Genomic DNA, 21,953 nt, shown 5'->3' with positions numbered 1-21,953 from the left:
GCGCCCCATGCGCTGGCTCCTCCTCCCGCTCCTTGCCCTCGCCTCACTCCACTGTGCCCACGCTCCCGAGGCTCCTCCTCCGGCAGCGCCCGCGCCCTCGGCCACCGCCACCCCGAGCTGGCCCGAGCCCCAGCCCCCCGCGCTGCGCCTGAGCGACGCGGTGCGCCCGGTGCGCTACGCGCTGGACCTGAAGCTGCTCCCCGCCGAGCCCACCTACTCCGGCACCGTCACCATTGATCTCGACGTGCGCGAGTCCGTGCAACAGGTGTGGCTGCACGCCCAGGATCTCGAGGTGACGCAAGCGCACGTGCTCAGCGCAGGCCGCTCGGTGGAGGCCAAGGCCGTCACCGCCAGCGAGGGCCGCTTGGGCGTGCTGCTGGCCGAGCCGCTCGGCCCCGGCCAGGCCCAGCTCACCCTCTCCTTCCAGGGCCACACGGACCGAGAGCGCAGCCGGGGCCTCTACTCGGTCGAGGAAGGGGGGCAGCCCTACCTCTACACCTTCTTCGAGCCCATCGACGCGCGGCGCGCCTTCCCGTGCTTCGACGAGCCGGGCTTCAAGGTGCCCTGGCGGCTGCGCTTCACCGTGAAGCAGGAGCACGTGGCGCTGGCCAACTCGCCCATCGCCTCGGAGGAGCCGCTGCCCGAGGGCCTCAAGCGCGTCACCTTCGCCGAGAGCCGCCCCCTGCCCAGCTACCTCGTGGCCTTCGTGGTGGGGCCGTTCGAGCTGGTGGACGGGGGGCCCGTGGGCCGCAACCACGTGCCGCTGCGCTTCATCGTCCCCCACGGCCGAGGCGCCGAGACGGCCTACGCCGCCAAGGTCACCCCGCGCGTCATCACCCTGCTCGAGGACTTCTTCGATCAGCCCTACCCCTACGAGAAGCTCGATGTGGCGGTGGTGCCTCGCTACTGGGGCACCATGGAGCACCCGGGCATCGTCGCGCTCGGCCAGCCCCTCACCCTCATCCGCCCCGGCGAGGAGAGCGTCATGCGCCGCCGGGCCTACGCGAACACCGCCATCCACGAGCTGGGCCACTACTGGTTCGGAGACGTCGTCACCTGCCGGTGGTGGGATGACATCTGGCTCAACGAGTCCCTCACCACCTGGCTCGACCAGAAGCTGACGGATCAGTTCGAGCCGGCCTGGAACTTCGCCCTGGATGGCCAGGCGAACTCGTTCTCGTTCGCGCTCCAGGTGGACTCGCTCACCGCCACGCCGCCCGTGCGCAAGCCCATCACCAGCAACGACGACATCGTCGGCTCGTTCGACAATGGCACCACCTACGCCAAGGGCGCCTCGCTGCTCTACATGCTCCAGGGCTGGCGCGGCGCGGCGCCCGTGCGCGACATGCTGCGCGCCCATGTGCGGGAGCATGCCTGGGGTGTGGCCACCTCCGAGGACTTCCTCGCCACCGTGGGCAAGTCGCTGGGGCCTGATGCGGCCCGCGTCTTCCAGAGCTTCATCGATCAACCCGGAGCGCCTCGTGTCTCCGCCACGCTCGAATGCAAGGCGGGGGCGGCCCCCCTGCTGAAGCTCTCGCAGGAGCGCTTCCTGCCCGCGGGCTCTGGCGGCGCGGCACCCCAGCGCTGGACCATCCCCGTGTGCGTGCGCGCGGGCCGAGGCAAGGACTCCACTCGCGCCTGCACCCTGCTGTCCGAGACCACCGGCGAGCTGCCCTTGTCTCTCTCCGGCTGCCCCTCGTGGCTGCTGCTCAACGCGGACGGCAGTGGTTACTACCGCTCGGGCTACTCGCGGGAGCAGCTCTCCCAACTCCTCGCCACGCCCTCCGGCACGTTCACCACCGCCGAGCGGCTGGCGCTCCTGGGGGATGTGAAGGCAGGCGTGGACCGCGGGGATGTGCCCCTGGGCGAGGCCCTGAAGCTGGTCCCCTCCACTGCGTCGGATCCCAACCGCCTCGTCGTCGAAGGGGGCACGGAGCTGCTGTCCTCCGTCCATATGGATCTGCTCCCCGAAGCGGACCGGCAGCGCTACCGGGCGTGGCTGCGCACCACCTACGGCTCACGGGCCCTCGCGCTGGGCTGGAAGGCTCCAGCGAGTGAGAGCGACGACGTGAAGGACCTGCGCAGGACGCTGCTCATGCTCGCGGCTGCTGGGGGCCGGGAGCCCACGCTGAGCCAGGAGGCGGACCGGCTCGCGAGGGCGTGGCTGGCGGATCGCAAGTCCGTGGACGCGGAGCTGGCCCGGACGGCCCTGTTCGTCGCGGCACGAGGCGGAGACGCGAGCCTCTTCGAGCTGATCCTCGCCCAGGCACGCAAGGCGCAGAGTCCCAACGAGCGCGTCGAGCTGCTCTCCGCGCTCGGAGGCTTCCGGGATCCCGCGTTGGCACGCAGAGCCCTGGCGTTGGTGGCCGGGGAAGAGTTCGACGTGCGCGACACGCAGCGCATCCTCGCCATCGCCTTCTACACGTCGGAGACGCGTGCGCTGGCCTGGGAGTTCTACCGCCAGAACTTCGACATGCTCGCGAGCAAGCTGCGCTCGGATGAGCTGGGCTGGCTCATCGGAGTGACAGGGACCTTCTGCGAGGAGTCACGGCGGGCCGAGGTGGAGGCCCTGCTGAAGCCTCGCGTGGCGAAGATCGAGGGCGGCCCGCGCGAGCTCAATCGTGCGCTCGAGTCCATCCGCGTGTGCACCGAGTCGGAGCGCCGCAACCAGCCGAGCGTCCTGGAGTTCCTTCGCCACCCGTGAGCCCGCGGTCCTGACGCCCGCTCCACGGTCTTACGGCTCGCCTCCGCGCGCCGCGCCGTGGAGCCGGGCGAGCCGCTCTCGCAGCAGGTGCTCCTGGGGGTACCAGCGCAGCAGTGTCTCGTAGGCCTGAGCCGCTTCGCTGGTGCGGCCCAGGCGCTCCAGCGCGAGCCCCATGTTGAAGCCCGCCTCCAGGTAGTCGGGCCTGCGGAGCACGGCCCGGCGCCACGCCTCCACCGCCCCCGCATCATCCCCGAGCCGGGCGAGCCTTCCGCCGACCGCGTAGTGCAGCTCCGCCTCGAAGTCGACGGAGTCCACCGCCAGCCTCACGGGCCACACGGACAGCGCGAGCACCGCCAGCGCCACGCCCACCAGCACGGCGCGCGAGGCAGCCCGAGTCCACAACAGGTGCAGCCCCAGCGCCGCCAGCACGCACAGCACGGGCGCCAACGGCGCGCGGTAGCGTCCGGAGACGAAGAAGAGGATCGAAGGCGCCGCGAGCACCAGTGCAGAGCCAGCCACGATGAGCGCCACGCGAGCCTCTTCCATCCCTGAGCGGCGCTTCCGCCAGAGCGCCACTCCTCCCACAGCGGCCAGTGGCCACAGCAACGCATAGGGCAGCGCCACGCCCCCGGGGCTCGCCGTCAGCGCCCAGAGCACAGGGGACTGCGAGCGGACGACATAGAGATCCTCATTGCGAGGCAGCTCGCGAGCCACCAGCAACAGCCGGGCCTTCCACAGCAAGTTGCCCACGCAGGTGAGCGGCCGCTGGCCGCAGAACGCGAGGGCCTTCTGGGTGAAGTACCGGTCCTGGGAAGCCGGCGTCTGGAAGCCGTGGCGCGAGGGCTCGTCCACCAGCGCCTCCCAGGCCGCCCCCGGGCGGATGGCCATGCTGCCGTCCACGTCCGCGTTGTTGCCCAGCCACAGATTGATGCCGCCATTGGCGGAGATGAGCAGCCACTCCCCCGTACGCGCTCGGTTGAAGAAGGTGGCGCAGAGCACCAGGGCGGCACAGGCCGCCACACAGAGCGCCGCACGGATCGGCCGCCCCCGCGCCAGCGCCCACGCCAGCGGAAAGACGAGCAGCAGCATCGGCGCCACCGCGAGCGCGCCCAGCCCGATGCACACGCCGCACGCGAGCGCCGTCCTCACGGAAGGAGACTCCCGCACGGCGAGCCACAGCGCCGCGGCCCCTAGAAAGGTCCCGAGCGAGGTGGACAGCAGCTCTCCGTCATAGAAGACGAGCGGCCCGTGCAGCGCCACCAGCAGGCCGGCGATCAGCTCCACCTCGCCGCGCCCGGAGACCCGCCGCGCCACCCGGGCGGCGAGCACGGCGGTGAGCGAGCCGAGCCCCCCTTGCAGCAGCCGCGGCCACCACAGGCTGTGCCCGCCCAGCCAGTACAGAGCGCCCAGCACCAACGGATACAGCGGAGGCTGCCAGAAAGGCCCCTCGGGGAAGCCCTCGCCGCGCGCCAGCCGCTCACCGAGCGCGTCGTAATAATCCGCGTCGATCAGCGGCGCGTCGAAGGCCGGGCCGTGCGCGGTGAGCAGATACGCCACGCGCACGACGAGCGCCACGCCCAGCACCAGCGCCCACGGGGGCACCCGAAGCGCTGGCTGGGGCGAGGGCCGCGTCATGCCGAGGCTCGGAGCGCTCTAGGGCGCGTCCTCGTGAGACACGGACGAGGATCTGTCGGGCTCATCCGGCGGCGGACTGCTGGCATCCGAGGCGTCCTGATCGAAGAGCACAGGGGGCTCGTCGTCCAGGAAGGTCCGGAGCGTCGCCTCGGCCTGCTGGCGCCGCGGATCCTTGTTGGCCTCGTAGCACTCGTAGCGATCCACCAGGAAGTTGCGCTGCCACATGGGGTGCTGCTCGTACGGCTCGAGCGCCTTCTGGCACAGCCCACGCCAGTCGAGCATATGGGCCATGGACAGGCGCGCCTTCTCGCGCTTGAGCTGGAGCGCATAGCCGGCAAACGGCTGCTCCAGCTGGGCATACAAGCGCTTGCCCAGGGAGCGCTCCCGCTGAGCCAGCACCTGGGTGGCCTCCAGGAGGATGTCGGCCACGCTGCGCTGTCCCCACGGCTCGCGGTGGAGCGTGACGTAGGCCCGCTCCAGCGCCTGGGCGGACTCCGTCCACCGCCCCTGCTGCAGCCGCAGGGCTCCGAGCAGCGCATCCGCCTCCATGGGCGCAAGCGCCCGGAGCTGATCCAACACCGGCACCGCGGCCTCATCTCCTCGCTCCGCCAGCGCGCGCCCCACCAGCGTCAGCTCCACCACGCCCCGGGGCTGCCACCCGCCCTCGCGCCACTTGCGGATGGCGCCTGAGACGTCCCCGCTCGCATACAGCTGGGCGAACTGCTGACGGCTGGACGGGGAGCGCGGCGCCATGGCGGTCAACGGCAAGAGAGTCTGGCGGGTCGCGGCCGCCACCAGCATTCGCTGCTCCTCCACCCGCTCCCAGTCGACCGTGCCTCGGCCCACCTGCGGCCGAGACGTCTGGAGCGCGACGGCCCCCTGGCGCAGCGGGATGGACAGCTTCGTGGGCCCGCTGCGCCCCACCGTCCGGGCGATGCCGAACTCCATGAAGGAGAGATCATCCGTGTTGATGAGGGCCTCCTGGCCCTCCGCCACCTTCCGGGCCAGCGCGTCCCCACCCACGTAGTGGGCGAGCACCCCCTCCAGCTCATCGGTGTCCCACGCGATGAGGGTGGCCTTGTGGTAGGGCTCCTGGGCCAGCCGCGCCCGCATCCGCTCCGCGTCGTACACCAGCGGAGCCTCGGTGCCGATCAACAGCAGATCCCCACTGTTGGTCTGCCACGTCTCCACCGCCGGGAACACCGAGGCGAGCGTGACGTAGGCGCTCTTCATCGTCGTCGCGTCGATCTCGTAGGCCTGCAGCCACTGGACGAAGACGGCTCCGGGCGCCATCCGCTGCCTCACCGCCTGGTAGAAGTCCTGGGTGAAGAGGCTGGAGATGCCAGCCCGGTAGGGGTTGGAGGGCTCGGAGAAGATGACGTCGTACTGCTGGCGGGAGGCGAGCAGCACCTCGCGCGCATCCCCGATGAAGGTGTGGACCTTGGGGTTGTTGAGGACGTTCTGGTTCACGGCCGAGCAGTGCTCGGCGACCTTCAGGATGGCCGGCTCGATCTCCACCACATCCACCCGCTCGACGTCCGGCACGGAGCCCATCCACCCCGCGGTGCTGCCCGTGCCCAAGCCAATGACGAGCGTCTGCTTCGGCTGCGGATGGAGGAGCATCCCCACCAGCCCGCTCATCACCTGGGTGGAAGCATCCCCGATGCTGCTGCCGTCCGACTTGCCGTTCACGTAGAACGAGGGGCCATCCACGACGACCACGCCTACGCTGCTCTCGACACCCTCGTACTCCCAATAGGCCTCACGCCGCGGGTCCTCGAGCCAGTTGCGCAGCTTGTTCAGGGACGGCCGCTCCAGCTTGGCCCGGCCTGCGCCAATGGGGTTTTGGCGCCAGGCCGCCGTCGGGCCGGGGTAGGTCAGCATCACCACGGCCAGCGCCCCCGCGGCGGCGGGCAACCATAGCCGGCCGAGCTGGCGCTCCAGCCGCAGCGACAGCACCAGGGCGGACGCGCCCAGCACCAACAGCAGCGCCACCGCGAGCCGCCACGTCCCCGGCGCCGTCAGCAGCGGCATCAACCCGAAGCCACCGGCCAGTGAGCCGAGGATGGAGCCCACGGTGTTCCACGCGTACGCCAGGCCCACTTCCCGGCCCACGTTCTCCCGGCCGCGCCCCAGCAACGCCAGGAGCAGGGGGAACTGGACACCCGAGACGAAGGCCGCCGGAACGATGACGATCGTGGCCACCACGGCCCAGCCCAGCACCAGCCCCATGAAGCCGTAGCCCTCGAGCGAGCGCAGCACCACGGCGAGCACCGCCAGCCGGTCTCCGAGCGCGTAGGGCACGGCGATGAAGAGCGCCTCCGCGAGGCACGTGAGGGCAAAGCCGCGCAGGGTGGCGGGCCGGTCCTGTCTCCACACCGAGTAGGCCGCGCCGCCCAGGCCAATGCCCAGCAGCGCGACGATGAGGATGAGGCCGAAGGTGAAGGTGGAGCCACCCAGCAGCGGGCTCAGCATCCGGTACCAGACCAGCTCCATCAGCAGGAAGGCGAAGCCCACCACGGCGGCCGCGGCCAGCACGAACCGGCGCGGCGGAGGAGCCACCGTCTGGGCCTCGATGGCGGGCGCCGGGACCGCGACGGTGGAGGTGTCCTGCTCCGGCATCCTGCGCGAGGCAACCCGCGCCGCCACGGCGATGAGCCCATTGAGCAGACACGCCAGCCACAGCGTCTGCTGGGTGCCGAAGACCTCGAACAGGAAGAAGGTGGACAGGGCCGCGCCCGCCACCGCGCCCAGGGTGTTCACGCCATACAGCACGGCGAGCGCGCGCCGGCGCACGTCCTCGGAGGTCTCCACCGCGCGAGCCGCCGCGGGCAGGGTACCGCCCATGAGCAGCGTGGGCACGGCCAGCAGCAGCGCCGAGAGGATGAGCCGCACCACGCTGCCGCCCACCATGCCCAGCGCCACGGTGCCGCCCAGCGCGATGTAGACCTTGCGCGCCAGCCACACCAGGGCCGGAGTCACCGCCGCGCTCAGGGCGATGAGCCCCTCCAGGTTGCCGTACAGCTCCAGCGGGCGCCGGTGCTTGTCCGCGCGAGGCCCCAGCAGCGCTCCGCCCAGCCCCAACCCCGCCATGAAGATGGCCAGCACCGCCGCCGACGCCGCGGTGGAGGCACCAAAGATCAGGCGCAGCTCGCGCTGCCACGCGGTCTGGTACACCAGCGCGCACAGCCCCGAACCAAAGAGGAACGGAGCGATCTTCAAAGCACGTGCGTTCATTCAATCTCTCGTAGGCGCGGGAGCCCTTGTGGGCCATCGCGGCGCGTCAAGGCGTGGATTAAACCGCAGCCCCCCCGGCACGGCCAGAATCGAAAACACGCCTTCCTGCCTGGGCCACGAGCACCCAGGGTCCCCGGAAGGCAACCCCGGGCCGAGAGACGCCCGGCGGACTAGCGGCCCCGGGGAAAGTGGCGGCGGCGCAGCTCGTCGACGAGCCCCTGGGTCGCGGGCGTATAGGCCACGCGCATCTCCTTGGGATCGGAGCCCTGCGAGGCGACGAACGAGGGCGCCTCGGCGGCGCTGTCCGTGAGCTGGAAGTAGCCCTCGGGCGCCGGCTCGCCCTCCTGGCCGATGAGGCCAATGGGGCCGGAGCCATGGCGGCGCCGGAAGAGCACGGGCGAGCCGGGGATGCTCGCCTTGCCCTCGGCCAGCTCGTTGCCGAACTTCATGGTCGGCGTGCTGCCCGTCATCGACAGCTTGTAGACGGCGGCGACGCGATCCCGGGTGTAGGGGCAGTCCATGGGGCGCGCGACGATGTGCCCGCCGTAGCCATAGAACTGGGCGGAGGGCTCCCAACCTACCTGGCGGCGCAGCTCCTCGAACTCGCGAGTGGCCTGTGCGTCCAGCCCGTCCTCGAGGATGTTGACGGGGCGGACGCCCAGGTCGCGCGCCTGCGTGACGGCATAGAGGTACTGGAGCTTCTTGTTGCCCGAGTCGAAGCGAATGGAGTCGCCGGAGCCGGGCTCCTCGAGGATGAGACGGAAGGCGGCGGGCAGTCCGGAGGCGAGCGTGTCGAAGGTATCCAGCAGGTAGCTGGAGCGCTGGGGGCGGCGCTCGCGGATGGCCCGGAAGGCGACCTCGTCCGAGCCGTAGCGCTGCACATGCTCGTGGCCCATGGTGCCCACGGGGATCATCCCCAGCTTGCGAGCCCCCTCCACGTTGGAGGTGCGTATCACGCCCGCTTCCTTGCAGGCGCGCAGGGCGATCTCGTGCTGCTCCAGGCAGGTGGCGGCGCGCAGGCCCACCTCGAAGATGCGGCTGGGATCCTCCACGGCCTCCACCAGCTCGCGCACCTGGGCGCGGACGCGCTGGTAGTAACCCTCGGAGTCCACGCGGATGGGCCCGGCCTTGACGCCCACCGCATCGAGCGTCTCCAGGGCAATGCGCTTCTGCTCCTCGCAGGTGACGGCGGCGAGCCCCCGGACCAGCTCCTCCCGATCGGCGAGCGCCTGGGTGGCCACTTGGATGCGGAAGTTGAGCTGGATCAGCAGCGGCTCCACCCAGGACACCATGGCCGACGGCCCGGTGAGCGAGAGCACCGGCTCCTTCGGATAGAAGAGCGCGCCTCGGGGCAGGGCGTGAACGACGAGCCGATCCGTGCGCAGGATGGCCGACTTGAAGCCGATCCCCATCTCGTAGTCGTTCCGAGAGAGGAAGTCATAGTCCTCGGGCCGCGGCTCGGGGAGCAGGCTCCGGACGAAGGCGGCGATGTCCAGCGGCACCACCTGAAGGCCGCCCTTGCGGTGGGTGTAATAGAAAGTCTCTCGGCGCAGGGGCCACCCTGCCTCCGCCATGCTGAACTTGTAGCCGTCCGTCGCGAGCAGCGAGGTCGCCATGTCGGTATCTGCCTCCTGAGGCAGAGCGTATCAGGGGGAGCCGGTGTCCCGCTCGCGGACTGCTTGGGCGAAGCCCACCTGCTCGCAGCGGGTCTTGAAGGCCACCCCCTCGGGGGTGTGCCGGGCGATGCCATCGAAGAGGGTGGCGATGAGCTGGGTCGAGGCCAGGCCCATGTTCTCGTAGGCCTGGTTCACCATCAGCTTCTGCATCATGAGCTGGTTCTTGGGCACGGAGGCCATGCGCTTCACCAATGCCTCGACGCGCGTCTCCAGCTCCGCGGCGGGGGCGGCGTCGGTGACGAGCCCCAGGGCCTTGGCCTCCCGTCCGTCGATGAGATCGCCGGTGAGGAGCATGCGCTTGGCACGCTCGGCCCCTACCCGGTAGATCCACATCGCGGTGGTCGGGCAGCCCCAGACCCGAGCAGGCGGGTAGCCGATCTTCGCATCCTCGGCCATGACCACGAGATCGCAGCACAGGGCGATGTCGCTTCCCCCTGCGACGGCGTAGCCATGCACCTGGGCCACGGTGGGCTTGAGCGAGCGCCACAGGCTCATGAAGCACTCGGTGTTCCGGCTCATGAGCTGGTAGTCGATCAGCGGATCCCACGGCATGTCCTGGCTGCCGGGGACGGGGCGTGGAGTCTCGGCGTAGAGGCGCAGATCATAGCCCGAGCAGAACGCCTTCCCGGCTCCGGAGAGGACGATGACGTGGACCTCCGGGTCAGCGTTGGCACGCTCCACCGCGGCCCGCAGCTCTCCGGGCAGCTCGTCGTTGATGGCATTGAGCGCATCGGGCCGGTTCAGGGTGAGGCGGGCGACGCGCCCGTCACGCGCATAGAGGACAGTGGGTTGGCTCATGGGGGCTTTTTACTCCGCGCAGAGCCCCATGGCGGCATCAGCCCCAGCGGCCCGTCGTCTTCACGCGGGTCAGCTTGCCCTGGATGCGCTCCTGTTCGTCCGTCCACCAGCGAGATACGTGACAATTGGCGTGGCTGTAGAGGTGAGTGAAGATCTCTTCGTTTGACTCAAGGATGCAGACGGAGCGGTCCGGGTTGGAGTGGACACGCCCCGGATGAAGCGGCCGTTCCTCGCCGAGACGTGCCCGAGCTTCGCTCTCGCCACGCCGTGCCCTGGCTTGCTCCACCCGGCCCGACCTGAGGCTGCCGAGCCTCTGGTGCCCTCCACAGCGCAGAGCTGCTCTACCGTCCCGAGCTTCGGCTGTCGCTCCCCTCGTGCAGCGCCACCCTAGCCGTCAGCGGGGCGGGCATATTCCAGAGGGAGAGCCTTGACCCACAGCACCCACGCTTGATTGAAAGGACGTGCCCATGCTCCATCGAACTTGCAGCGCCCCCCTGCTCCTGCTCCTGCTCTCGGCCTGTGCAGCGACGGAGCCGAGCTTGGGAGAACCGGAGGTCCCAAATCCGAGATTCGCCAACCTTCAGCGGGCAGCGCAGTACCCCTGGACGGATGACGGGCACTGTGTGGTGCGAGAAGCATCCAATGAATGGCCAGTTCTAGCAGAGAGGTGCTTTCACGCACTCGACCGTGACAGGATCAAGTTTCGTGATGTCACAGGAAGATGCGCTGTCGCCTCTGCGGGTGCGGCTGCCGTGGGCGTGGGACTCTGCGTCTTTGTGGCACCTGAGATCGTGGTTGGCGCGGTGGTTGTTATTGGCGTCGTGGTGGTGGCGGTTGCCATCAAAGAAGAGCTCGATGCATATGAGCGGAGTGCATCCCGTGAGCGTGGGAGGCCCAAGACTCAGACATGGCCATCCACTCAGCAGGATCCCTCGACGAATCGGAAGCCCGAACCAGAAGGGTCCCCGTTGGGTAGGGACTGGTTCCCCCCAGACCCGCCAGTATCCGCGGACCCGCGTGATCGCCGTCCGGAATGCACGCCCAGACGGGCGCCACATCGTGGCGGCAATGACCCGCACAACAAATGCGCCGACCAGATTCCGCAGAACAGCTTCCCCGGCTGGGATGTGCTCGTCAACGGCAAGCACTTCGACGCGCTGCAACTGGCCACGCGCACGCTGTGGGAGGTCAAGACCGACAATTTCGACACGTACCCGCCCGACCTTCGCGAGATCGTGCTCGAAGACCAAGTGCCGAAGATGCAGGCCGAGCAAGCACTCGCCAATGCCTGCGGATTTGACTTCAAGGTCGCCGTGCGTAGCCCAGCGCATAAAGCCGCGCTGCTTCAGCTAGACCGCAACCTCAAAGTTGTCGTCATGGATTGGTGCTGAGGTGACAGCCACGTCAAGTTCCCTCATCCTTATCGCCTACGCTCCTGAGCTAACTTGGGACGACAACCGTCCTTTGACCGTTGTCCATGGAATGGAACGCGCGTTCCCTGGCTTGCGCCTGGAGTGGACGATTTCCGGCGAGGGGAAGTTGATCCCGCTACCGCAGCGTGAGGAATGGCTCGCCCAAGGGAGGCCGACTGGGAGAGGGTTTCGGCTCATTTGCAATGGCGACGAGAGCTACCGGGTAACACTTTCTGGATGGGAGAGACCGGCAGGAAGTTCCCCGGGAGGGCAGGCACAGTTTGAGGTCCATGCAAAGCTACCGGTCGACGCAACCGGCCTCGCGGCGGCAGCGGAGGTGCTGGAGGCCATTGGAGAGGGTGCTCGCGCGTTCTGGGGGTACGTGGATCCAGAGGGGGTGGCCGTGACAGTGGCGGAGCAATTTCGCCACCCGGGGGATGATCCGCATGTCCCGCCTAAAGGGCTGCCCGCGCTCAAACTCCCATGGGAACTGCCCGCGCCTGAGATGCCGCACTACCTCGCGTGGCTGAACTATTGGTCTGCCGCTGCCGCACGAGCCATCGGGTTCCCAGACCCGAAGCGCGACGCCGATCTGCTCACGCGGGCGCGGCGCACGCCATCGGGCGGGTGGATTGTGCAGCTCACGGATGGACCGCTCGATCTCGACAACCCCGCCCACCTGGACGCTCTTAAGCGGACCTACGAGCGCTTCCCGGAGATCGGTGGACGCTCGGAGCCTTGACCCCTCAGCTCGGGGCGCGCTGCGTGGGTGCCGCCGATGGTAGGGTGCGAATCCAGGAGGTCACTCACCTTGCCCCGCTCGCGCCTCCAAGAGAGTGCTCGTACCCGTAAGCATAGGCGGGCGGGGGCTGTGATCCGTCTGCACTCGGAGACAGGGGGAAGTAGGCAAGGTCGCTTCAAGGTTTCCCACTCCTCGTGGGAGACTTGCTGAGTCGACTTCATCCTGTCCCCTTGACGAAGACTGGCCCTCATGTCGCCAGCCCCCCGCCGCTTGCTGCTCGCCGTCGCCGTCAGCCTCGGCGCGCATGCGCTCGTGTGGCTCGTGCTGATGGCCAGAGCGCGCGAGGCCGCCGAGCAGCGTCCGCATCCACCGGCCCCAGCGACCCTCGAATTCGTGGACGTGGAAGTGGCCACGCCAGCGCCGAAGCCTCCCGAGCCCTCTCCTCCTCCATCCCGCAAGCCCTCGCACCCCCCACGTTCCACGCCGAAGCCCGTGGTGAAGGCCCCGCCTCCACCTCCTGAGCCCACGCGGCCTCCACCGCCCGAAGCAACGGCTCAGGCACCAGCGCCCACTCCTCCTGCCAGCGATGTCCCGCGAGCCGACGAGCCACTTGCTACCCACACTCCTCGCGCCGACGGCCTTCGCCTCACGCCTTCGCCCCGACTCCTTCCCTCTCCCGCCCTCATGCCGGGAGGCGAAGTCGCCACGGAGCCCATCGATGCCGGCGTGCCCGGAGGGCTCCCCGCACAGTCCGCGCAGCAGATCGTGGACACCCTGGCCCTCGACAGCCTGGGCAAGGGCAAGGTGCAGCGCGGCCTGGTCCACCCCTACTTCAGCCAGCTCGGCAAGAGCCTGCTGAAGGCCTGGGATGCCGAGCGCGCCGTCTCCTCCCAGGGCTTCAAGGGCTTCCTGGAGCAGGCCCAGGAGAACAGCAAGGCATGGAACGCCGTCTGGCGCGATCGCGCCGCGGCCTATGGCGCCTCGGGCTCTCCACTCGCGGCGGACGCCTCCCTGAAGCCCAACCGCAGGCCCCCCGGGCCCAATGCGAACCTCGATGCCCGCAGGGCCATGAGCCAGCAGATGCGCGATCAGTTCCTGGCCACCCGCCGCGCCACCATCCGCGTGGTGCAGGACGCGCAGGGCCGGCTGCTCGAGGTGACGCTCATCTCCCCCAGCAACAACGTCCAGGTGGACAAGGAGGCGCTCAAGGACGTGCGCGCCGCCGCCGAGCAGCTCCCTCCCCCACCCGCCGAGGCGCTCGCGGGAAGGCAGACCCTCACGAGCCTCTGGGAGTTCGAGCTGATCATCTCCATCACCCCGCCCGTGCCCACGCTCAGCTTCGAGTTCGACGAGGCGCTGCACTTCGTGGACATGCGGCTGCCGCTGGATCGCCGCATCTACAAGCGCGTGCGGCTGCTCTCGGTCCAGTGAGCGCGGGGGCTCAGCGCTTGCGGCGAGCCGAGCGCAAGGTGCCCGTCGGGCCCTTCCCATAGAGGCTCTGGTAGTCCTTCATGCTGCGCCGGATGACCTCGAGCGCCTCGGGCCGATCGTACACCTCGGCGATCTCCACCTTGCGCTTCCCCTCTCCGGGGATCTGCTTGTAGGTGAGGAAGTAGTGCTTGAGCCGGTTCACCATCGCCACCGGCGCCTGGACCATGTGCTGAATCTCGCCGTAGGCGAGGTCCGACTCCAGCACGGCGATGATCTTGTCGTCGGCCTCGTCGCCGTCGATCATCCGGAAGCCGCCGATGGGCACCGCGTGCACCAGCAGGTTGCCGCTGGTGATGACCTTCTCCGTCAGCACGCAGATGTCCATGGGGTCTCCATCTCCCCGGATCTCCTTGCGGCCCGTGCGCTCGGCGGCGCGCCTGGCCACCAGCGGGCCACAGAACGTCTGCGGGATGAAGCCGTAGGGCGAGGGGCACTGGCTGGAGAACAGCTGGGGCCGGTCCAGCCGCAGGATGCCCGTCTCCTTGTCCAGCTCGTACTTCACCGCGTCCGTGGGGACGAGCTCGATGTACGCCGTCAGGGTCGCCGGCGCGTCCTCGCCGGGGCTCACGCCGTGCCACGGATGGGCCTGGAACGCGTGCTGCGGAGGCTTCTTCATGGTCTGTCTCCCGAGAGTTCGCACGCCCTGGCATACAGCCGCGCCACGGTCTCCTCCAAGCGGTGCGTGAGGGCTTCACGATCGTCCGCGGTGAGCCCCTGCGTCGGGATGGGCTCGCCAATCACCAGCGCCGCGCGCTTGCCCCAGCGGATCGCCAGGCTCCCCTTGGGTAGGATGAGCCGAGTGCCAGACACCGCCATGGGGACGATGGGCACTCCGGCCTGGATGGCGAACACCGCGGCGCCCTTCTTGAAAGGCTTCAGCTTGCCATCCGATTCGCGTGTGCCCTCGGGGAAGAACATGACGCTCACGCGCTCGCGCACCGCCGTCACCGCCTCCGAGAGCCGGCTCTTGTCCGACTCGCTCCCATCACGGTCCACGGGGATGTTGCCCGCAAGCCGCATCGTCTGCCCGAAGATGGGGATCTTGAAGAGCTCGCGCTTGGCCACCCACCGCGTGTGCTTGCGCACGTGCGCGAAGAAGAGGATCACGTCGTAGTTCGACTGGTGGTTGCACACGAAGACGACGTTGCCCTCGGGCAGGTGCTCCAGGCCCTCGGCGGTGTGGGTGGCTCCCGCCGCGGCCATCATCGAGCGGCCCCAGCGGTACAGCAGCGGGTCCGCGTTGCGCGGATCCTTGATGGACAGGATCGACGTGAGCGGCGAGGTGACGCCGGTGAGGCCCGCCGCGACGACATCCGAGAACACGGTCTTGAGGAAGTCTGGAATCACACGAACTCGTGGGCGGGGAAGAGGAGGACGTCCGTAATGCTGCTCACGCCCATCAGGAGCATCAAGATCCGGTCGAGCCCCACCGCGATGCCCGCCGAGGGAGGCATCCGCCCCACCGCCTCCAGGAAGCGCTCGTCCAGCGGGTACACGGGGCGGCCCAGGGACTTGCGCAGCGCCTGCTCCTCCACCAACCGCGCGCGCTGCTCCACCGCGTCCGTCAGCTCGGAGAAGCCGTTGGCCAGCTCCAGGCCCTTGGCGTACAGCTCCACGCGCTCGGCCACGGTGGCGTCTCCAGGCTTCAGGCGCGACAGCGAGGCCATGGAGGCCGGGTACTCGATGAGGAACGTGGGCCGCTCGTGCCCCAGCCCCCGCTCCACCTTCTGCAGGAACAGGTGGAAGAAGACGTCATCGAAGGCCGTCGAATCTCCCGTGTAAACCCCCGCCTTGTCGGCCGCGCGCTTGAGCGACGGGCCATCCGGGCAGGCGCGCAAGTCCACTCCGGTGGCGCGCAGCACCGCGTCTCGCACGGTGACACGCTCGTAGGGCACACGGGTGAAGAAGGCCGGGTCCGCTCCGGGCTCTCCGCCCGTCACCGAGCGCCCCGCCTCGGCCAGCGCCTGCTCCGTGTCCGCCATGATGGCGTGGTAGTCCGCGTGGGGACGGTAGAACTCCAGCATGGTGAACTCGGGGTTGTGCGTCTGAGACACCTCCCCGTTCCGGAACACCTTGCAGATCTGGAAGAGGGGGCCTGCCCCCTCGGCGAGCAGCCGCTTCATGGCGTACTCGGGGCTGCTGTGCAGGTAGAGCGAGCGGCGCTGGCCTACGTCCGTCTCGGGGATGAAGGGCGCCTCGAAGGCGTTGATGTGGGGCTCCATGCCGGGGACGGGCACCAGCAGGGGCGTCTCCACCTCAAGGTACCCCTGGCTGGCGAAGAAACGCCGGAGGGCGGCGTGAAGCGCCTGACGACCCGCGGCGGCTCGCCATCGGACAGAATTGGGCATAGGCCCGGCGGAAGTTACATTGCCCCCCACATGTCCCCAAGGGTTCCCTTCCTCCTGGCTGTTGCCTTCTGTATCAGCGCCTGTCCCAAGGCGCCTCCGCCCCTGCCTCCTCCGGTGCCCACGGAGACGCAGCGCCTCGCCACCGAGGTGAAGGAGCTGTCCGCCCAGGCCCAGGCGCTGCTCGAGACCCAGAACCGGCTGGTGTGGAATCTCTGGACGGAGGGCAAGCCGGTGGACATCGCCGCCACCTACAAGGGGAAGGAGACGCTGTTCTCCGTCGAGAACATCCGGAAGATCGATCGGCTGCGCCAGCTCACCCAGGATCCGCGAGAGATCCGGGCGTTCACGGCGCTCAAGTCCCACTTCGCGGGCGAGTACCTGGCGCGCGAGCTGGCCGAGTACAACGACGCCATCGCCAACCTGGAGGCCTCGCTCACCTTCCCCCTGGAGGGCCGCGAGGTGCGCTACCGGGATCTGGAGCGGCTGCTGGCCAACGAGAAGAGCGCGGTGAAGCGGCGCGCGCTCTCCGCCGCGGCGGTGCCGGCCATCGAGCGGCTGAGCCAGTCCCTGCGCCGCCGCGAGGAGCGCACCGAGGCGCTGGTGAAGGAGCTGGGCTATCCCTCGTACGAGGCCTTCGGAGCGGAGCTGCGCCAGACGGATCTGAGCAAGCTGAGCGTGCTGGCGGAGGAGATCCTCAAGGCCACCCAGGAGCCGTACCGCACGGTGATGGAGCGGCTGTCGCAGCACGAGCTGGCCATGCCCTTCTCCAGCATCACGCGAGCGGACATCCCCCGGCTGTTCCGCTCGCGCGAGGTGGAGGACGCCTTCCCCAAGGCGGAGGCGATGCTGCGCGTGCATGGCTCGCTGCAGGGCCTGGGGATCGATCTGACCGGGATGTCCAACATCTACATCGACGCCAGGGAGCTGCCGCGCAAGAACCCGCGCCCGCTGACGCTGGCCATCGAGGTGCCGAAGGACGTGCGGCTCTCGGAGAAGCCGGCCTCGGGGGTGCTGCACCAGGAGCGGCTGCTGCATGAGGTGGGGCACGCGCTGCACTACGGCTTCACGCGCGAGCAGCGCTTCGAGCTGGCGCGGCTGGGCAACCCCACGGTGGGCGAGGCGTACGCGTCCCTCTTCGAGGATCTGCTGGAGGATCCGGTGTGGCTGGAGGAGCACGCCGGGGTGAGCGGGGACCAGCGGGCGCAGTACCTGGCGGCCACGAGCGCGTACAAGCTGTTCCTCATCCGTCGGGCCGCCGGAAGGCTGCTGTACCAGCTGGAGCTGCACCGCCAGGAGGGAGCGGACGCGAAGGAGCTCTACAAGGCCATCATGGAGCGCACGGACGCCATGCCGATGAAGCCCGAGGATGAGGCGCGCTACCTGGTGGATCAGGAGGACTTCTTCGAGTCGGCGGACAACTTCCGGGCCTGGTTCCTGGCGGGGCAGCTCCAGGGCCAGCTCAAGGCCCGGTTCGGCCCGGCGTGGTGGCGCAGCGCGCAGGCGGGCACCTTCCTCAAGGAGCTCTGGGCCAGCGGCAACGCCCTGTCCGCGACGGAGGTGGCGCAGGCCATCGGCGAGCATGGTATCGAGCCGGACGTGCTCCTGCTGCGCCTGGGCACCACGCTCCAGGTCCCCATCACCCTGGACACGAAGACGGGCGGGCAGCCACCCGCCCCCGCGCCCAAGCCCGCTCCCACCCCGCCATCCAGTATCCAACCCTGACTGTCCGCCGCGCTCACTCCCCGCACTTCCGGGGATGACCAGGCGCGGCATGCGTGCCATAGGTGAAGCCATTGCCCCTTCCGCACGAGATGACCGAGACCAAGCCCCTACAGACCGAGCGTGTTTCCACAGGCATCCAGGGCCTCGACACCCTTCTCCATGGAGGGTTCGTCAAGGGCGGCGTCTATATGGTGCTGGGCATGCCAGGCGCCGGGAAGACCATCCTCGGCAATCAGGTGTGCTTCCACCACGTGCGCACCGGCGGCCGGGCCCTCTATGTCACCCTGCTCGCCGAGTCGCACGCGCGGATGATCGCCAACCTCGGCCCCCTGGACTTCTTCGATGCCTCGCGCATCCCCGAGGCCATGGTCTACCTGAGCGCCTACTTCGTGCTCGAGGAGGGTGGGCTGGACGCTCTCATCGATCTCATCCGCAAGGAGGTCCGGGCGCGCGGCACCACCCTGCTGATCCTGGACGGCCTAGTCGCGGCCGAGGAGCTCGCTCCCTCGGAGCGGGCCTTCAAGAAGTTCATCCACGCGCTCCAGGTGATGACGAGCCTGGTCGGCTGCACCACGCTCCTGCTCACCACGGGGCAGGGCAAGGGCCTCAAGGCCGAGCACACCATGGTGGACGGCCTGCTCGTCCTGCGCGAGCGCACCTTCGGGGTGCGCACGGTGCGCGAGCTGATCATTCGCAAGTTCCGGGGCAGCGCCCACCTCCGCGGCCAGCACAGCTTCGACATCACTCAGCAAGGCCTCGTCGTCCATCCGCGCCTCGAGGCGCTGGTGGAGCAGAGCAACGTTCAGGCCCCTCCCCTCACGGATGAGCGCAGGGCCTTTGGCATCCCGGGGCTGGACGAGATGCTGCACGGGGGCGTCTTCCAGGGCTCCAGCACGATGCTGCTGGGCTCCCCTGGCAGCGGGAAGACCCTGCTCGGGCTGCACTTCCTCGCGGAGGGCGCCCGCCAGCGGGAGCGCGGGCACTACTTCGCCTTCCACGACTCGCCCCACCGCGCGCGCGAGCAGGCCGCCAGAGTGGGCCTCCACCTGGATCCCCTCATCGAGCAGGGCCTCTTCGAGCTGAGCTTCCGCCCGCCCACGGAGAACCTGCTCGATGCGCTCGGGGTCCAGCTCGTCTCGATCATCCGGGAGCGTGGGGTCCGCAGGCTCTTCCTTGACGGCTTCGATGCCCTGCACAAGGCGGTCGTCCACCCGCCGCGCATCACGCGCTTCATGGCCGCGCTCGTCAACGAGTGCCGCGCCCGGGGTGTGACGATGCTGTTCTCGGTCGAGACGGAGTCGCTCTTCGGCCTCGAGCTGAAGCTGCCCGTGAGGGGCGTCTCGATGCTCTGTGAGAACATCATCCTGACCCGCTGCACCGAGCTGCGCGCGGAGCTGCGCCGCTTCATCTACATCCTGAAGCTCCGCACCAGTGCTCACGATCACACGCTGCGCGAGTTCCACATCCGCGATAAGGGCCTTGAGGTGGGCGAGCCCTTCGCGGAGGCACAGCTGTTGGTGACAGGCCTGTCCGTGCAGTCCCCCGGCAAGGGAAAGACTCGCAAGGGCCTGCTCAAGCGCCGGGGCAAGTAGGTATGGGGCCCATCCTCATCGTCGATGACGAGTTCGGCATCGTCGAAGCCCTCTCGGACTTCCTCCAGGACGAGGGCTACCCCACGGCCATCGCGCTCAACGGCCAGCTGGCGCTGGAGCAGATGGCGGTGGAGCGCCCCGCCCTGATCCTGCTCGACTACATGATGCCGGTGATGAACGGCCCCGCCGTGCTGGAGGCCATGAAGGCGGATCCGAACTTGCGCGACGTCCCAGTGGTGCTCATGAGCGCCAGCCCCCCGAAGGCCTGGAGACACCTGCCGGCCGCCGGCTTCCTGCCCAAGCCCTTCGGGTTGGCGCAGCTCATGGACATCATCCACCGTATCGTCGGTCCCCCTGGCGCGCGGTAGCGTACCCGCGTCACCAATTTGTATTCTGCCGCTTCCAAGGAGCCGACATGCTGACGCACCTGAAGAAGACCCTGGTGGCCCTCACGGGCCTCCTCTCGCTCGTTCTGGCCGCCCCGGTGGCCCACGCGGGCGCGCTCGATGGCAACAGCAGTGACGTCATGCTGCAGGGCTTCCACTGGTACTCGTACCAGACCTATCCGTGGTGGGGCGTCATCAAGAACAACGCGGCCACCATCAAGAGCGCTGGCTTCACCATGGTGTGGCTGCCGCCGCCCAGCGACTCGGCCGCCAACGAGGGCTACCTGCCGCGCCAGCTCAACATCCTCGACAGCAAGTACGGCTCCACGGCGGATCTGAAGGCCGCCCTCTCGGCGCTGAACACCAACGGGGTGAAGCCCATCGCGGATCTCGTCCTCAACCACCGCGTGGGCACCAACAACTGGGCGGACTTCACCAACCCCACGTGGGGCTCGGACGCGGTGTGCCAGGGGGACGAGTGGACCGGCGCCACGGGCGCTGCCGACACCGGAGATGGGTACGGCTCGGCGCGAGACATTGATCACACCAAGCAGTACGTGCAGGACAGCATCGTCAGCTGGATGAACAACACGCTGAAGCCCGCGGGGTTCGCCGGGTGGCGCTATGACTACGTGAAGGGCTACGGCGGCTCGTACGTGGGCTCGTACAACACGCGCACCGCGCCGTACTTCTCCGTGGGCGAGTACTGGACGACGCTGGACCTGAACAACGTCGACCCGCACCGTCAGTTGATCATGAACTGGATTGACGCCACGGGCGGCAACTCGGGGGCGTTCGACTTCACCACCAAGGGGCTGCTCCAGCAGGCGGTGCAGTACAACGAGTTCTGGCGGCTGAAGGACGCGGCGGGCAAGCCGGCGGGCGCCCTCGGCTGGTGGGCGGCCAAGTCCGTCACCTTCATCGACAACCACGACACCGGCCCGAGCACCCCGAGCGGCGGCCAGAACCTCTGGGCCTTCCCGAGCGACAAGATCCTCCAGGGGTACGCCTACATCCTGACGCACCCGGGCATCCCCTGCGTGTACTGGGTGCACTACTTCGACTGGGGCACGGCCAACCAGAGCGCCATCAAGACGATGATCAGCATCCGCAAGTCCAAGGGCATCACCAGCACCTCGGCGGTGAGCATCCAGGCCGCGGACAGCTCCAAGTACGCCGCCATCATCACCGGCACCACCGGCAAGGTGGCGATGAAGATCGGCTACGGCGCGTGGTCTCCCACGGGCACCTGGACGCTGGCCACCTCCGGCAACAACTACGCTATCTGGACGCAGTAGGCACAGAGGGCGTTCGAGCGAGGAGCCTCTCAGGGCTCCTCGTCTTCACCCGAGTCGTCGGTCTCTGGCTTGCCGCCGAGGAGCTGGTCGATCTCCGCCTGCGCGGCGGCGGCCTCCTCGGCGGAGAGGCGATGGGCCTCCAGCATCTGATCGATGATCCAGTGGGCGTGCCGCTTCAGCGTCTTCGAGCCTGACTTGGGCGTGCGCTTCCTCGGAGCGGGCAGCATCGCCGCCAGGATGGCGCCCTGGGCGGGCGTGAGGCTCAGGGCGGACACGCCGAAGTGCTCGCGCGCTCCGGCCTCGAGGCCGTAGACCCCGTCACCCCACTCGGCCACGTTCAAGTACAGCGCCAGGATGCGGCTCTTGGGCAGCGCCTGCTCGAGCCGGTACGTCAGCACCAGCTCCTTCGCCTTGCGCAGCAGGCTGCGATCCGTCGACAGCCAGAGGTTCTTCGCGAGCTGCTGGGTGATGGTCGACGCCCCGCGCCCCAGCTTCCCCTTCTGCCACGCCTCCTCCACTGCCTTCCCCAGCTCCACCGTGTCCACGCCGTCGTGGAGATAGAAGCTCGAGTCCTCCGACGTCAGCACCGCTTCGATCACGTGCTTGGGGACGTTCGACAGCGAGATCCAATACTGCTTCCGCCTCGGCTTGTGCCCCGCCTCCCGGGCCTCAGCCGCCCGCTGTTCGATGAGGGCCGTCGTCTCCGGGTTCTTCTTCAGCAAGGGCGCCGCGTCCGGGAGCCGCAGGTACTCGTAGGCGGCGAAAGCCAGCAGCGCCAGCAGCGCCAGACCCAGCAGCCGGCGGCGCCAGGACCCTCGCCGCTTTCCAGTGACCTTCACTCTTCGCGTGCTCTGCCCCGGCTCCACGGGGCCGGACTCGTGACGGCTCTCCATGAGGGCACATCTACCTCGA

Annotated in this window: 16 protein-coding genes; 8 read left to right on the top strand and 8 right to left on the bottom strand. The window is 68.9% G+C overall.

The genetic code is table 11. From position 1 onward, the window contains the following. The first annotated feature begins 7 nt into the window (after positions 1-7). A complete protein-coding gene (locus tag ACJ8AT_RS19765) occupies positions 8-2,704 on the top strand; it encodes an ERAP1-like C-terminal domain-containing protein (RefSeq protein ID WP_407739319.1) in 2,697 nt (898 codons plus the stop codon). Between the two features lie 30 nt (positions 2,705-2,734). Here the strand turns inward: ACJ8AT_RS19765 and ACJ8AT_RS19760 are convergent, their stop codons facing one another. The 4 genes from ACJ8AT_RS19760 to ACJ8AT_RS19745 all read right to left on the bottom strand — a co-directional run bounded on the left by ACJ8AT_RS19760 (position 2,735) and on the right by ACJ8AT_RS19745 (position 10,050). Next, entirely contained in the window at positions 2,735-4,339 is a 1,605-nt protein-coding gene (locus tag ACJ8AT_RS19760) for a GlcNAc transferase (protein ID WP_407739318.1), read from the bottom strand. 18 nt (positions 4,340-4,357) lie between these two features. Beyond that, complete coding sequence (locus ACJ8AT_RS19755) at positions 4,358-7,576, bottom strand: fused MFS/spermidine synthase (RefSeq protein WP_407739317.1); 3,219 nt, start codon at positions 7,574-7,576, stop codon at positions 4,358-4,360. Positions 7,577-7,746: 170 nt separating this feature from the next. Then, complete coding sequence (locus ACJ8AT_RS19750; protein ID WP_407739316.1) at positions 7,747-9,192, bottom strand: nicotinate phosphoribosyltransferase; 1,446 nt, start codon at positions 9,190-9,192, stop codon at positions 7,747-7,749. Positions 9,193-9,222: 30 nt separating this feature from the next. Then, positions 9,223-10,050 carry a crotonase/enoyl-CoA hydratase family protein gene (locus tag ACJ8AT_RS19745; protein WP_407739315.1) on the bottom strand — a complete coding sequence of 276 codons (828 nt, stop codon included), beginning with the start codon at positions 10,048-10,050 and terminating at the stop codon, positions 9,223-9,225. A gap of 752 nt (positions 10,051-10,802) precedes the next feature. Here ACJ8AT_RS19745 and ACJ8AT_RS19740 point away from each other — a divergent pair. From ACJ8AT_RS19740 to ACJ8AT_RS19730, 3 genes are all read left to right on the top strand, one after another. Next, positions 10,803-11,441: a DUF6310 domain-containing protein gene (locus ACJ8AT_RS19740; RefSeq protein WP_407739314.1), complete on the top strand. Its 639-nt coding sequence runs from the start codon at positions 10,803-10,805 to the stop codon at positions 11,439-11,441. 1 nt (position 11,442) lies between these two features. Next, positions 11,443-12,204 (top strand): DUF5953 family protein, encoded by a 762-nt coding sequence (locus ACJ8AT_RS19735; RefSeq protein ID WP_407739313.1) that lies wholly within the window; start codon positions 11,443-11,445, stop codon positions 12,202-12,204. A gap of 684 nt (positions 12,205-12,888) precedes the next feature. Further along, positions 12,889-13,635, top strand: coding sequence for an energy transducer TonB (locus ACJ8AT_RS19730; RefSeq protein ID WP_407739312.1), 747 nt, complete (start codon positions 12,889-12,891; stop codon positions 13,633-13,635). A gap of 10 nt (positions 13,636-13,645) precedes the next feature. On the opposite strand, the gene ACJ8AT_RS19725 is transcribed toward ACJ8AT_RS19730, so the two are convergent. Genes ACJ8AT_RS19725 through epmA form a run of 3 tightly spaced genes read right to left on the bottom strand, consistent with a single transcriptional unit; the run spans position 13,646 to position 16,043 of the window. Then, complete coding sequence (locus tag ACJ8AT_RS19725; protein WP_407739311.1) at positions 13,646-14,311, bottom strand: inorganic pyrophosphatase; 666 nt, start codon at positions 14,309-14,311, stop codon at positions 13,646-13,648. After that, positions 14,308-15,042, bottom strand: coding sequence for a lysophospholipid acyltransferase family protein (locus tag ACJ8AT_RS19720; RefSeq protein ID WP_407739310.1), 735 nt, complete (start codon positions 15,040-15,042; stop codon positions 14,308-14,310). Before ACJ8AT_RS19720 ends, ACJ8AT_RS19725 begins: the two co-directional genes overlap by 4 nt. Continuing rightward, positions 15,039-16,043, bottom strand: a complete 1,005-nt coding sequence (gene epmA / locus ACJ8AT_RS19715; RefSeq protein WP_407739309.1) for an EF-P lysine aminoacylase EpmA — start codon at positions 16,041-16,043, stop codon at positions 15,039-15,041. Before epmA ends, ACJ8AT_RS19720 begins: the two co-directional genes overlap by 4 nt. 30 nt (positions 16,044-16,073) lie before the next feature. Here epmA and ACJ8AT_RS19710 point away from each other — a divergent pair, with 30 nt between their 5' ends. From ACJ8AT_RS19710 to ACJ8AT_RS19695, 4 genes are all read left to right on the top strand, one after another. Beyond that, entirely contained in the window at positions 16,074-17,765 is a 1,692-nt protein-coding gene (locus tag ACJ8AT_RS19710) for a chromosome segregation protein SMC (RefSeq protein WP_407739308.1), read from the top strand. An 89-nt stretch (positions 17,766-17,854) separates the two neighbouring features. After that, positions 17,855-19,357: an RAD55 family ATPase gene (locus ACJ8AT_RS19705; RefSeq protein WP_407739307.1), complete on the top strand. Its 1,503-nt coding sequence runs from the start codon at positions 17,855-17,857 to the stop codon at positions 19,355-19,357. A 2-nt stretch (positions 19,358-19,359) separates the two neighbouring features. Then, a complete protein-coding gene (locus ACJ8AT_RS19700) occupies positions 19,360-19,725 on the top strand; it encodes a response regulator (protein ID WP_407739306.1) in 366 nt (121 codons plus the stop codon). A 47-nt stretch (positions 19,726-19,772) separates the two neighbouring features. Beyond that, complete coding sequence (locus ACJ8AT_RS19695; protein WP_407739305.1) at positions 19,773-21,041, top strand: alpha-amylase C-terminal beta-sheet domain-containing protein; 1,269 nt, start codon at positions 19,773-19,775, stop codon at positions 21,039-21,041. A gap of 29 nt (positions 21,042-21,070) precedes the next feature. Here ACJ8AT_RS19695 and ACJ8AT_RS19690 read toward each other — a convergent pair whose 3' ends face one another. Beyond that, the gene (locus ACJ8AT_RS19690) at positions 21,071-21,934 is read right to left on the bottom strand and encodes a transglycosylase domain-containing protein (protein ID WP_407739304.1); all 864 of its coding nucleotides are present in this window, start codon (positions 21,932-21,934) and stop codon (positions 21,071-21,073) included. Positions 21,935-21,953: the final 19 nt, after the last annotated feature.

Source organism: Hyalangium sp., assembly GCF_045802625.1.
GTDB lineage: Bacteria > Myxococcota > Myxococcia > Myxococcales > Myxococcaceae > Hyalangium.
The sequence above is the reverse complement of the archived record's forward strand: the minus strand, read 5'-3'. Positions and strand labels throughout refer to the sequence as shown.